This is a genomic window from Mariniflexile ostreae (assembly GCF_042427585.1).
Classification (GTDB): domain Bacteria; phylum Bacteroidota; class Bacteroidia; order Flavobacteriales; family Flavobacteriaceae; genus Pseudalgibacter; species Pseudalgibacter ostreae.
In genome coordinates this window covers 1-13,630 of record NZ_JBHMFC010000104.1, presented here as the reverse complement: position 1 = coordinate 13,630, position 13,630 = coordinate 1, and the positions used below count along the sequence as shown (strand labels likewise).

8 protein-coding genes are annotated in these 13,630 nt (G+C 35.4%); 6 read left to right on the top strand and 2 right to left on the bottom strand.

All coding sequences use genetic code 11. The features are described 5' to 3' along the window. Nucleotides 1-78 precede the first annotated feature (78 nt). Nucleotides 79-5,247, top strand: a complete 5,169-nt coding sequence (locus ACFFU9_RS15380) for an FIDD domain-containing protein (RefSeq protein WP_379862371.1) — start codon at nucleotides 79-81, stop codon at nucleotides 5,245-5,247. A 130-nt stretch (nucleotides 5,248-5,377) separates the two neighbouring features. Next, nucleotides 5,378-7,381: an excinuclease ABC subunit UvrB gene (uvrB, locus tag ACFFU9_RS15375; RefSeq protein ID WP_379862370.1), complete on the top strand. Its 2,004-nt coding sequence runs from the start codon at nucleotides 5,378-5,380 to the stop codon at nucleotides 7,379-7,381. Nucleotides 7,382-7,514: 133 nt separating this feature from the next. Here the strand turns inward: uvrB and ACFFU9_RS15370 are convergent, their stop codons facing one another. Beyond that, entirely contained in the window at nucleotides 7,515-7,925 is a 411-nt protein-coding gene (locus ACFFU9_RS15370; protein ID WP_379862369.1) for a TerB family tellurite resistance protein, read from the bottom strand. A 364-nt stretch (nucleotides 7,926-8,289) separates the two neighbouring features. Between ACFFU9_RS15370 and ACFFU9_RS15365 the strand changes: the two genes are divergently transcribed. Further along, nucleotides 8,290-8,634 carry a DUF1456 family protein gene (locus ACFFU9_RS15365; protein ID WP_379862368.1) on the top strand — a complete coding sequence of 115 codons (345 nt, stop codon included), beginning with the start codon at nucleotides 8,290-8,292 and terminating at the stop codon, nucleotides 8,632-8,634. 68 nt (nucleotides 8,635-8,702) lie between these two features. Here the strand turns inward: ACFFU9_RS15365 and sucC are convergent, their stop codons facing one another. Continuing rightward, nucleotides 8,703-9,896, bottom strand: a complete 1,194-nt coding sequence (sucC, locus tag ACFFU9_RS15360) for an ADP-forming succinate--CoA ligase subunit beta (RefSeq protein ID WP_379862367.1) — start codon at nucleotides 9,894-9,896, stop codon at nucleotides 8,703-8,705. 213 nt (nucleotides 9,897-10,109) lie between these two features. Here sucC and lysA point away from each other — a divergent pair, with 213 nt between their 5' ends. From lysA to ACFFU9_RS15345, 3 genes are all read left to right on the top strand, one after another. Next, complete coding sequence (lysA, locus tag ACFFU9_RS15355) at nucleotides 10,110-11,345, top strand: diaminopimelate decarboxylase (RefSeq protein ID WP_379862366.1); 1,236 nt, start codon at nucleotides 10,110-10,112, stop codon at nucleotides 11,343-11,345. A 290-nt stretch (nucleotides 11,346-11,635) separates the two neighbouring features. After that, on the top strand, nucleotides 11,636-13,138 hold the full coding sequence (locus ACFFU9_RS15350) for a sensor histidine kinase (protein WP_379862365.1): 1,503 nt from the start codon (nucleotides 11,636-11,638) through the stop codon (nucleotides 13,136-13,138). Continuing rightward, nucleotides 13,131-13,541: a response regulator gene (locus ACFFU9_RS15345; protein ID WP_379862364.1), complete on the top strand. Its 411-nt coding sequence runs from the start codon at nucleotides 13,131-13,133 to the stop codon at nucleotides 13,539-13,541. Before ACFFU9_RS15350 ends, ACFFU9_RS15345 begins: the two co-directional genes overlap by 8 nt. Nucleotides 13,542-13,630 lie beyond the last annotated feature (89 nt).

Genomic DNA, 13,630 nt, shown 5'->3' with positions numbered 1-13,630 from the left:
TCTCAAGTCTAAGTTAAAATAAATGTTATATTTTGGTATGAAGCTTAATTTAAGCGGACTAACTTTTCACGGTGCTTAATGGATTTACTCATGCTCAACCGATTTGTTTTAAAGTGGTGCTTTTTCATCCTGTGTATATCATCTGGACTATCTGCTTTTGCTCAGTTAAACAAAACACATTATATTCCGCCCTTAACAGAGTCTGGAGAAAACTCATCATTACCACGAGACCATTACATATATATTTCCACTCCTAAAACAGCATCCATACCCTTTACCATAAAACCAGTAGGATTAGGTTCTGGAAGGTATATTACCGGCATTGTTTCTAATACGGCACCTTATATACACTACATCGGCAATGGAAGAGACACACAGCTCTTTACAAATGCAGATCAAACCAGTAAAATCACCTCCAATAAAGGCTATATTATAGAAGCGCAAGATGTTATTTACGTGTCTATTCGGGCAAATGCAGGGTCTCAAGCTGGAGCACTTGTAAGTAAAGGACAAGCCGCATTAGGAACCACCTTTCGCGTGGGAAGCTATACCAATGAAAACCCTCAAGATAACTACCTTAATTTTGTTTCGGTAATGGCTACAGAGGACCATACACAAGTCACTTTTAGTGATTTGCCAACAAACCTCATCATAGAAAATTATTCGGGGCCCCTTCCTATAGTCCTTATATTAAATAAAGGAGAAAGCTATACTTTAGCAACCAATAGTAGTAAATCTATTGTAAATCGCGACGGGCTCATCGGTTGCTTAGTGAGTGCCGATAAAGCCATTGTGGTTAACTGTGGCTCCGCAAACGGTAGTTTTCATAACGGCAGTGCCCGAGATTATGGAGTGGATCAAATTGTAGGCCTCACTAAGGTAGGGAAAGACTATATTTTTGTAAAAGGCGATGGCCAAAACGGATGGGAAAACGTTTTAATAGTAGCCCATTTTAACAATACGACTATAAGTATAAATGGAAACATCCCCATTAAAACGATTAATGCAGGCGAGTATTACCTAATAGAGGGCAACCAATACAGCAGCAAAGGCAACATGTACGTGCAAACCTCTCAACCCGTATTCGCTTATCAGGGTGTAGGTGCCACCAACAGCGAGGCCAACCAAGGTCTCTTTTTTGTACCGCCGCTAAGTTGTGAAAACCGAGGAAACCTCGATAATATTGCCCATATTCAATCCATTGGCACCACAACGTATACGGGGGGAATTTCCATAGTAACCAAAACAGGCGCCACCGTTAGCATTAACAATAGTCCTATTGCAAGTTTCTCGGCTACAGGCCCTAATGCTGTTTCTGGAAATACAGAATATGTAACGTATAAAGTCACGGGCTTAACGGGCAATATTTCCGTACAAAGTACAGACGAACTCTATTGTGCTTATTTTAATTTCAATGGAGCTGCTACTTCAGGAAGTTTTTATTCTGGTTTTCCAAGTCCTCCAGAAATAAATTTCGATACAACATTCTCTACGCTCGGTATTTGTATTCCAAACGTTATATTGGAAGTCGCTAATATGGGCAACTTTGATCGAATTGAATGGTTTTATGATGATGGAAAAGGATCAGGATTTCAAACCACCAATTCAAATTTACCGCAATTTATCCCTACTGCACCAGGTACTTACAAACTTATTGGAAAACTAGATTGTTCTGGATTAACTTTAGAATCCATAGAAGTGCCTGTAAGCATTTGTCCTGATGATGTTGATAATGATGGAATTCCTGATAATATAGATGTTGATAATGATAACGACGGCATCTTAAATTGTACCGAATCTTACGGTAATAAAGCTATCGACTTATCGAATCCTTTTAATGATACTATAACCACACCTGATGGTAATTACATCTATTTTGGAACGCTTTCAACTCTTGGAAACACAGCAACCAACCCGTATATGGGCGCAACCGATGGCACTTTTATGACTGAAGTACCTAGTAATAATAGTACTCTAGAAACAAGTGCCACCTATCACTTAGAAATCGACAAACCCCTTAACTTGCGGCTCGAATATGCTTCATCAAACCTACTTGGAAATGGATTCTTAACTCGTGATGGAGAATTCACTATACGTGTACCCAACACAAGAACGCTAACACTTTTAGACCCCGATGACCAATTATTAGTTGATACAAATTTTGATGGTATTTACGAAGCAGATGTAACCCAAGTATCTGCTTTCGAAATACGTTTTAAACTTAAAGCAGCATCTTTACCTATTGGCGCTGGAACTTTTAGTTTCCATGCCAACGCCGTAGATGAAATTACTTACATCCATAAAAACACTTCAGATACCAAGAGTAATCAGGCTACTTTTAAGTTGACTGTTACCTGTATGGCAAAAGACACCGACAAAGATGGTATAGAAGATGCCTTAGATTTAGATAGTGACAATGATGGTATTCCAGATTTTATAGAATATAGAGGGGTTTACATGCCATTATCTGGTAGTGATGCAGATGCCAATGGTCTGGATGATGTTTATGATATAAATGAAATGCCTTTAGATTCCGATGGTGATGGGATATATGATTTCTATGATTTAGATAGTGACAATGATGGAATCTATGACATAGTGGAATCCGGCAGCGCTTTACTTGATACAAATTCTGATGGTATGATAGATGGCAGTTCATTTGGAACAAATGGCTGGGCAAACGCTGCTGAAACAACTCCAGATAGTAATGAAATGGGATATGTTCTTTCGGATTTAGATGGAGATGGTCTTTTTAATTATATAGATGGAGATGCAGATGGCGATGGCTGTAGCGATGTTATTGAAGCTGGCTTTTCTGACGCTAATAATGACCGATATTTAGGAGATATCACCCCAGCAGTTAATGTTTTTGGTTTAGTTACGAATGCCAGTGATGGCTACACCTTAGCGCATTCAAATTACTTAACAGCTGCGCCTATTACCATTACCACACAGCCTATAAATACCGAGGTTTGCGCTTTAGCCGACACCTCCATTTTTGTAATCAGTAATACTGTGGATAGCATCCAATGGGAAATAAGCACCGATGGCATAAACTGGACTCCTGTAAGTGACAATGCCAACTATAGCAATTCACAGACCCCCACTTTGAATATTACAGCAACTCCTTTCGCATTTAACACCAATAAATACAGGGCATTTTTAAATGTTTCTGGCAATAGTTGCGGGTTTTACACCGATGAAATAGAGTTGACCGTGCTGCCCCAGCCTCTTGTAAACCCACTAGTTACCTTAATACAATGTGACGATGAAGACCCTAGCGCCCTCGGTTTTAGTGCTTTTAATTTAACCGAAGCAAATGATAAGATTTCTACAAACGCTGCTAATGAAACGTTCTCCTATTTTTTAACAGAATCCGCCGCAAATTCTGGAGATATCACAAGCCCCGATTATATTGACAATCCATTAGCATTTACTAATAGCATCATAAATTCCGATGCGGTTTGGGCACGTGTCACATCGTCATTGGGTTGTGCATCCACTTCAAAAATAGTATTAAACGTCTCAACTACTGCTATACCCTCCTCATTTTTAGAAAAATTTACGCAGTGTGATGATTTTTTAGATACCGATGGCAATGATAATTCGAGTAATGATGACAGAGACGGTATCGCTACTTTCGATTTTAGCAGCGTAACAGCTTTAATATTAAGCCAAATACCTTCTGGACAAAACCCGTTACCACCTCGCTATTACAGAAATGAAACTGATGCTTTAGCTGAAGTTAATGAAATTATCAATACGTCAAACTACAGAAATATTGGATACCCAGGCTCTCAATATATCTATGTAAGAGTGGATAGCGCCCTTTCTAACGATTGTTTAGGACTAGGAGCCCATATCTTATTAACCGTCGAAACTTTACCCACCGCAAATCCAGTAACCATAGCGCGCCAATGTGATTATGATGTAAGCGATAGCGTGCTTTCTGTTCCTTTCGACACCTCATCATTAGAAAATGATATTCTAAAAGGGCAAAACCCCACAGATGTTAGTATAAGTTATTTTAACCATAACGGTACTCCCCTATTATATGCAGATGGTACTCCGGTAACAAGTCCTATTCAAAATACCTTCTTAACAGAAAACCAAACCATAACCATTCGTGTAACCAATAATACCGCATCTGATTGCTACGATGAAACCAAGGTACAATTTGCTGTAGATGCCCAACCCATTATCGCCAATACGGTTCCAGACCAACTATTTTGTGACGATGGCCTTGATGGCACAGATAAAAACGATGGTTATCATCGTTTTGACACAACTTCATTTAAAAGCACGATTCTTGGAACTCAAACCGACATGAAAATATTTTTTGATTATGTAGACGACCATGGTGCAACTATTTCCGAAAGCCCCACACTACCAAACCCACTTACTTCTGGTAATCAAACGGTATTCGTCAAGGTTTTTAATCCTCTTAATCCAAATTGCTCAGCAAATACCACTATATCACTAAATGTAATTCCTATCCCCGATTTCATCATCGATAAGGAAGAAATAGTCTGTTCTTCAGACCCAACATTTACCGTTACTTTAGAACCTGTCCAAACGAATCTATCAGGCGTTTTCAATTACGAATGGACATTACAAGATGGCACCTCGTTATCGAATGCTAAAACCTTATCTGTATCCACGCCTGGCGATTATACCGTTACCCTTACAGATCCTATTACAAATTGCTCCAATTCTGAAACTGTTTCGGTAAAAGCTTCAGAGCTTGCAAGTATTACATTAGAAGATTTAGAGATTAACGATTTTTCAGAACACAATACTGTCACTATTAAAAACCCTAATAATTTGGGTTCTGGCATCTATCAATTTGCTTTAGAGGCTAAAGATGGCAGCCTCGTATACCCCTTTCAAAACCAGCCATTCTTCACAGATGTTAGAGCTGGTTTATATACTTTATTTGTTAAAGATGTTGTTTGTGGCACTGTAGCTTTGGATGTTTCTGTTGTAGGATATTTAAAATATTTCACACCCAATGGCGATGGTATTCATGATACTTGGCATATAAAAGGACTTAGTACGAGTTTTCAATTTAAAACCATCATCTACATCTTTGATCGGTACGGAAAGCTCCTAAAAGAACTTCACCCCTTAGAAGATGGCTGGAACGGCACTTTTAACGGAGAAGTGCTACCCAATGACGACTATTGGTTTAAAGTAGTATTAGAGGATGGCAGATTGTTTATGGGCCACTTCACACTTAAACGTTAACGTTTTCTTCTTAATAAAAGGATCAATTTTTCCGTAATTTTGTGACGTGTTATGCTTTTAGCTAACCTATTAGGTTTGTAAAAATTTTTAGCTTTAAAAAATCATCTGACACTAAAAACGACTATAGTACATGAAATTCAAAATCGAATCAGGTTTCAAACCTACGGGCGATCAACCCAATGCTATAAAACAGCTTGTTAATGGCATTGAAACCGATGAAAAATATCAAACCCTCTTAGGTGTTACAGGATCAGGAAAAACGTTTACGGTGGCCAATGTTATTGAAGAAGTGCAACGTCCTACTTTGGTTTTAGCACATAACAAAACTTTGGCAGCCCAATTATATTCCGAATTCAAACAATTTTTCCCTAATAATGCCGTAGAATATTTTGTATCCTATTATGATTATTACCAACCAGAAGCTTACATTCCCACTTCTGGTGTTTATATTGAAAAAGACCTTTCTATTAATGAAGAAATAGAAAAAATGCGTTTAAGCACCACATCCTCCTTACTTTCTGGACGCCGTGATGTTTTAGTTGTAGCGTCTGTATCCTGTTTATATGGTATTGGGAACCCTGTAGAATTTCAAAAGAATGTAATTTCTATAGAAAGAGATCAAGTGATCTCAAGAACAAAACTCTTGCACCAGTTGGTTCAAAGCTTGTATTCCAGAACAGAAAGCGAGTTTAAACATGGTAATTTCAGGATAAAAGGCGACACGGTAGACATTTTTCCAAGCTATGCCGATGATGCTTTTAGAATTCATTTTTTTGGAGATGAAATAGAAGATATAGAGTCTTTTAATATCCAATCCAATCAAGTAGTTGAAAAATATGACCGTTTAAATATTTACCCCGCCAACATGTTCGTGACGTCTCCCGACGTTTTACAAGGTGCCATTAAACAAATTCAGGATGATTTAGTAAAACAGCACGATTATTTTAAAGAAATAGGCAAACATTTAGAAGCCAAACGCTTAAAGGAGCGTACTGAATTTGATTTGGAAATGATAAGGGAGTTAGGCTATTGTTCTGGTATCGAGAATTACTCTCGTTATTTGGATGGCAGGCAGCCAGGCACACGCCCCTTCTGTTTATTGGATTATTTTCCAGATGATTTTTTAATGGTAATAGACGAAAGCCACGTTACCATCTCGCAAGTTCATGCCATGTATGGGGGCGATAGAAGCCGAAAAGAAAACCTAGTAGATTACGGGTTTAGATTACCTGCTGCGATGGACAACCGTCCTTTAAAATTTGAAGAGTTTGAAGCCCTTCAAAATCAAGTTATTTATGTAAGTGCTACACCAGCAGATTACGAACTGCAGAAAACAGATGGCGTTTATGTAGAACAAGTGATTCGCCCCACCGGATTATTAGATCCGATTATTGAAGTACGCCCAAGTTTAAATCAAATTGATGACTTAATAGAAGAAATACAAATACGTGTTGAAAAGGATGAACGCACCTTAATTACAACACTGACCAAACGGATGGCAGAAGAGCTCACAAAGTATTTAGATCGTATCCAAATCAGGTGCCGATACATCCATAGTGATGTGGATACCTTAGAGCGCGTAGAGATTATGCAAGATTTAAGAAAAGGCATTTTTGATGTTTTGGTTGGTGTCAATCTTTTACGTGAAGGTCTCGATTTGCCAGAAGTATCTTTAGTCGCCATTTTAGATGCGGATAAAGAAGGGTTTCTACGGTCGGCACGATCATTAACTCAAACTGTTGGAAGAGCCGCTAGGCACTTGAACGGCAAAGCCATCATGTATGCTGATAAAATTACGAAAAGCATGCAAAAAACCATAGACGAGACCAATTACAGACGGGAAAAACAAGTAAATTACAACACAAAGCATAACATGACGCCCACGGCATTAAATAAAAACCTATCCAATGCGCTATCAAAAAATTCGGTAAGTACTTACAGCTATGAACTGGAAGCAGCTCGAGCGGCTGAACCAGAAAGTGAGTACTTGAGCAAACCAGAGCTAGAAAAGAAAATAAGGGAAAAACGCAAACTGATGGAAGAGGCTGCAAAGGCATTAGATTTTATCGTGGCGGCAAAAGTTAGGGACGAAATAAAAAGTTATCAGAACAAATTAGAAAAACTGAATGTTTAAATGCTTTTTTTATTTAAGAGTTCTTTTATGGAAATAATGAAAACGATGAGAACATTTTCCTGAGCCATAAGTGCAAGAGTAGCATTCAAGTGTAATTTATTGAATAAGCAAGTTTTTTTTTAAAGTTATCTTATTAATTATACTGAGTTTTAAAAATATCGATAAGCACATCTGGTGGTACAATTTTATTTGGAAAACTCTCCATAAGATAAAGTACCTTGGTGATAGATTCATGACTCAGCCCCATGCGCAATCCAAAATTATATAGTTTTATAGCACCTTTGGAATTATTATGGCCCTGGCTTTCTATATTCATTAATAAAACCAATCTATGAAATTGCACAATACGCTCACTATGCGATTTTAAATGCGTATAATTGATAGGATTTTTTATTAAATACTCAAAGTCCTCACGAGCAATACCCAGTTGTTTTGAAACACCAAGTAAAAAGTTATACTCCATATTTCTTACAGAAGGTTTATCATAGGTTGCAAAAGCAATCATTTCTGATAAAAGACTTAATTTTTCTACTTTATTAATCATATAAATAAGGATTAATTATTAATGCTATAAAGTTACGCCCCCTTAACACATAAATAATCGAAGATATAAGGCGGCTTATCGAAAAACAGGGTGTATTTGGTCGGCATTTTTATTTGGTTCATCAATACGGTGTTTCTATTCGTCTAATAAAATCGCTTTTCATCAATTTATGATATCATTTAAAACACACAAATAAACACACAAACCACTAACAGACAATATATTACAATTTGTTTTTAAAAACAAAAAGGATATTATAAAATAAAAAAATAAGGTATCTTTACAGAATATTTAAAAAACGCTAAAACACTAGGGCTTTTATAAAAAGTCGACAAAATACACGCTTAAAAAAGCCTGAAAAAACATGGATATGACAAACAATGATATTTTTAAAAAATTACGGGTTGCATTAAAGTTGCGCGATGATGATATAGTGAAAATCTTGGAGCTCGTAGATTTTAGAATTACTACAAGTGAATTGGGCGCTTTCTTTAGAAAAGAAGACCATCCAAAATACATGGAATGCGGCGATCAAATTTTAAGAAACTTTTTAAATGGTTTGGTTATTCATTTGCGAGGACCGATGCCTGAAAAGAAAGCAAATTCTAATAAAAAACCGGTTATTAATAAAAAAGATTCCAAACCATTTTCCAAAAAAACAGAAGCGCATAAAGGCTTTAAAAGTCCACAAAAAAAGAGCAACGATTAGGTTGCTCTTTTTTTGTTTAAAATATTTAGATTTTAACAGGTTTCAAAACCCCGCTAAGCTTTCCCTATTTATTTTGTTAATACCTGTTGTACTTTATCTGCAGCTTCTTGAAATTCTGTAGCACTTAAAACGGCCAAACCAGAATTATCTATTAATTCTTTTGCGATATCTGCATTGGTGCCTTGCAAGCGTACAATAATAGGCACATTAATGTTCCCCATATTTTTATACGCATCAATGATACCTTGCGCTACACGATCGCAACGCACAATACCTCCAAAAATATTTATCAAAATAGCTTTCACCTCGGGATCTTTTAAAATAATTTTAAAAGCCGCTTCTACACGTGCTGCATCTGCAGTACCTCCAACATCTAAAAAGTTAGCGGGTTCACCACCTGCTTGCTTAATTAAATCCATAGTAGCCATAGCCAGACCTGCACCATTAACCATACAGCCTACATTTCCATCTAAATCCACATAATTCAATCCCAGTTTTCCGGCCTCTACTTCAATAGCGCTTTCTTCACGGATGTCCCTTAAGTCTACATAGTTTTTATGTCTAAAAAGGGCATTATCATCAATAGTAACTTTAGCATCGACAGCCATTATTTTATCATCGCTGGTTTTTAATACAGGATTGATTTCAAATAAAGAGGCATCAGAACTCACATAAGCCTTATAAAGGTTAGAAACAAACTTGGTCATTTCTTTAAAAGCATTTCCAGACAAGCCTAGGTTAAAAGCAACACGTCTTGCTTGAAATGGCATTAAGCCCACAGTAGGTTCAATTTCTTCAGTAAATATTAAATGAGGGGTTTCTTCAGCAACCGTTTCTATATCCATACCACCTTCAGTAGAATACATAATCATATTACGACCACTTGCTCTATTTAATAAGACAGACATGTAAAATTCCGAAATTTCACTATCTCCTGGATAATACACGTCTTCTGCAACTAAAACTTGGTGCACGCGCTTTCCTGCAGCAGAGGTTTGAGGGGTAACCAAGTCCATTCCAATAATTTGACCTGAAATCTCCTCAACTTCTTTTAAATTCTTAGCAAGTTTTACACCGCCACCTTTTCCCCGGCCACCTGCGTGAACCTGAGCTTTTATAACGTGCCAACTCGTTCCGGTTTCAGCTGTTAATTGTTTTGCAGCCGCAACTGCCTCATTTGCATTTTTGGCCACAATACCACGCTGGATACGCACCCCAAAACCGCTCAATATTTCTTTACCTTGATATTCGTGTAAATTCATAATTTGCTAAATATTTTTTAAGAATCACAAATGTATAGAATCGGTCTTAATTAGACTAATATTTTATTTAGGAATGCATAAAACCCATATGCGCACTATGCTTATTTGTTATATAATTAACATTTTGTGCAATTTGATTAATATTCGGGTTTTTTATTTTTTATTGGAAAGGAAAAAAATATCTTTGTCAAAAAATTTATAGAAGTGAGTCTTATGGAAAAAAGTCAATTGCTTAAAATAGCACAAGATTACGGAAGTCCGGTTTATGTATATGATGCTGACAAAATTTTATCGCAATACAAACGCCTAACAAACGCGTTTAAAGGTGTTAAACATTTAAAGATTAACTATGCAGTAAAAGCGCTTTCAAACATCTCTATATTAAAGCTGATACACTCCTTTGGCTCTGGTATCGACACGGTTTCTATTCAAGAGGTGAAATTAGGCTTGGCAGCTGGTTTTCCTGCCGATAAAATAATTTACACCCCTAATGGGGTGTCATTAGAAGAAATTGAAACCGTTACAAAACTTGGTGTTCAAATTAATATAGACAACCTATCAATTTTAGAACAGTTTGGCACCAAACACCCAAATATCCCCGTTTGCATCCGTATCAATCCACACATTATGGCTGGAGGAAATGCCAATATTTCTGTAGGACATATTGACAGTAAGTTTGGTATCTCGGTGCATCAAATTCCACACATCCTCCGTATTGTTGAAAATACAGGGATGACCATAAACGGAATCCATATGCATACTGGCAGTGATATTTTAGACATTGATGTATTTTTATATGCGAGTGAAATTTTATTTAATACGGCTAAACAGTTTAAAAATCTAGAATTTTTAGATTTTGGATCTGGCTTTAAAGTGCCTTATAAAAAAGATGATATTGAAACTAATATTGAAGAGCTCGGCAAAAAATTGACCAAACGTTTTAATGATTTTTGCAAAGATTATGGCAAAGAACTGACTTTAGCTTTCGAGCCAGGTAAGTTTTTAGTTAGTGAAGCTGGACAGTTCTTGGTTAATGTAAATGCAGTAAAACAAACCACCTCTACAGTTTTTGCTCAAGTAAATTCGGGTTTCAACCATTTAATAAGACCTATGTTATATGGCGCAGAACACGATATTATAAACCTATCTAACCCGAAAGGCAAAGAGCGTTTTTACTCTGTAGTAGGCTATATTTGTGAAACGGATACCTTTGCCAATAACAGACGTATCAATGAAATTAATGAGGGTGATGTTTTAGCATTTAAAAATGCTGGAGCCTATTGCTATTCTATGGCGAGTAATTATAATTCACGTTACAGACCAGCAGAAGTATTATGGTATAATAATGAAGCACTTTTAATAAGAAAGAGAGAAACTTTTGAAGATATTTTGAAAAATCAAATTGAAGTTGATTTTTCATCTCAAAAAGAACCCGTAAAAACAGTTTAATAAACCTCAACGTGTTTATAGAATTGTTATAATGTTTTATAAAAAAGCGTTTCCATTTAAAAATGGAAACGCTTTTTTATTATATCATATTTACATTGCATGAGTGATTAAGCATTACTTCTAACTTAATATAAAGTAATGCTTAAAAAAAGACAATTAATAATTATTCGGGATTAATAAATCATAAATCATCATAATTAAAAGGAATTCACGTATTTTTGTCGACCATTTACGTTCTTTGTCGATGTTTTATCTGCGCCAAATAATACTTTTTAATCCAATTCTTTTTTATGCCTACGGTAAACAAAAATTCACTACCCTCAAATTCCACCTCAGAATCTATCGATTTGTTTTCTATTATACAAGAGGCTGCCACCATAGGAATATGGGAATTTAATATAGATAACAACGTACTATATTGGAGCCCTATGACAAAAAAAATACACGAAGTTGAGCAAGAGTATGAACCTCAAATAGAATCTGCTCTTAATTTCTACAAAGAAGGGTATAGTAGAGAAACCATTAAAGACTTGTATAAAAAATGTATTGAAAATTTCGAACCTTACGATACCGAACTCAAAATCATTACAGCTTTAGGAAAAGAAAAATGGGTTAGAGTTATAGGTACTGTCGATATTAGAAACAATAAAGTTTACCGGGTATGTGGTGCCTTTCAAGACATCACAGAAAAAACCTTGGCCAATAGAAAAATCGCTCTAAGTGAAGAGCGGTTTAGAAAAACCTTTGAATACTCTAAAACTGGAGTTGCGTTAATGAACCTGGATGGTAATTGGCTTAAAATAAACAAACACCTTTGCGATTTACTTGGCTATGATGAAAATGATTTAAAAAAAACACCATATAAAACATTAATTCATAAAGAAGATTACACAAAACATAAGGCTAAATTTTCCGATTTTATTAATGGTAAAATAGCGTCTTATACGGTACAAAAAAGATTGGTAAATAAAACAGGAACGCCTATTTGGGCTATTATAACGAAATCATTAATTAAAAACAATAAAGGGATCCCCACCCATTATGTCTTGCATGTAGAAGATATAAATGATAGTAAAACTGCAGAACTAAAAATAAGAGCATTACTTGATATTTCAGAAAAACAAAATAAACAGCTTTTAAATTTTGCGCACATCGTATCTCACAATCTAAGGTCACATTACAGTAATTTAGAAATGATTTGTAGTGTTATAGAACTGGAAGAACCCAATTTTGTAGAAACAGATAATTTTTCTATAATTAAAACAGCCATTGGAAAATTAGGTGATACAATACATAATCTTAATGATTCTATAAATCTTAAAAGCAAAGTATTAAAAAATTTAAAGCCTGTAAATCTAAAAGACGCCATAGATAATGCAATATTAAATATAAGGCAGTTTGCCAAAACACATAACGCCATTATACACATTGCTGTAGACGATTCTATAAAAATAACAACAGTTCCTAGCTATATTCATAGTATTTTTCATAACTTGTTAACCAATGCGATTAAATATAAGTCACCTAACCGGCAATTGCTTATTAACATTAGCGCAACAATTGAAGGCAAATATGTTATCATCACATTTAAAGACAACGGCATAGGCATTAATCTAGATTTGCATGGTGAAAAAATATTTGGTATGTATAAAACCTTTCATAACCAAGACAACTCCAATGGTTTAGGCCTTTACATTACAAAAAATCAAGTTGAAGCGCTTGATGGAGACATAAAAGTTGAAAGCGAAGTTAATGTTGGGACAATCTTTACTATTACACTAATGAATGAATAAAATTAATATCACATGTATCATTGATGACGACCCTATATATCAACATCTTATAAATAAAATGATGATAAAAACTGATTTTTCTAAATCTTATATCTTCTATAAGAATGGAAAAGAAGCTTTAAAAGGAATCAAACAGAGGCTAGAAAATAATAGCACTATTCCAGATGTTATACTATTAGATATTAATATGCCCGTAATGGATGGGTGGCAATTTTTAGATGAAGTTGCAAAAATAAACACATATGAACATATTAAAATTTTGGTAATCAGTTCATCTATAGACCCCAGAGATATTGAAAAAGCAAAAAAAAACAAATTAGTAATTGATTATGTATTAAAACCCATCTCTTTAAGTAAAATTAAACATATTCAAGATACATTATTAAACAAGACACTATCCTAAAATCTGTGTAAGTTCAAAATTTCAGGGTTAAATTATTTATAGTTTAATCCTGTTTTCAAATATAGCTAAAAATTGGTTTAGTATAATTC

Bases quoted from the DNA above. Each gene is read 5' to 3' on its own strand.
- ACFFU9_RS15345 (WP_379862364.1), top strand. From the start codon at position 13,131: ATGAATAAAATTAATATCACATGTATCATTGATGACGACCCTATATAT.
- uvrB (WP_379862370.1), top strand. From the start codon at position 5,378: ATGAAATTCAAAATCGAATCAGGTTTCAAACCTACGGGCGATCAACCC.
- ACFFU9_RS15350 (WP_379862365.1), top strand. From the start codon at position 11,636: ATGCCTACGGTAAACAAAAATTCACTACCCTCAAATTCCACCTCAGAA.
- lysA (WP_379862366.1), top strand. From the start codon at position 10,110: ATGGAAAAAAGTCAATTGCTTAAAATAGCACAAGATTACGGAAGTCCG.
- ACFFU9_RS15380 (WP_379862371.1), top strand. From the start codon at position 79: ATGGATTTACTCATGCTCAACCGATTTGTTTTAAAGTGGTGCTTTTTC.
- sucC (WP_379862367.1), bottom strand. From the start codon at position 9,896: ATGAATTTACACGAATATCAAGGTAAAGAAATATTGAGCGGTTTTGGG.
- ACFFU9_RS15365 (WP_379862368.1), top strand. From the start codon at position 8,290: ATGGATATGACAAACAATGATATTTTTAAAAAATTACGGGTTGCATTA.
- ACFFU9_RS15370 (WP_379862369.1), bottom strand. From the start codon at position 7,925: ATGATTAATAAAGTAGAAAAATTAAGTCTTTTATCAGAAATGATTGCT.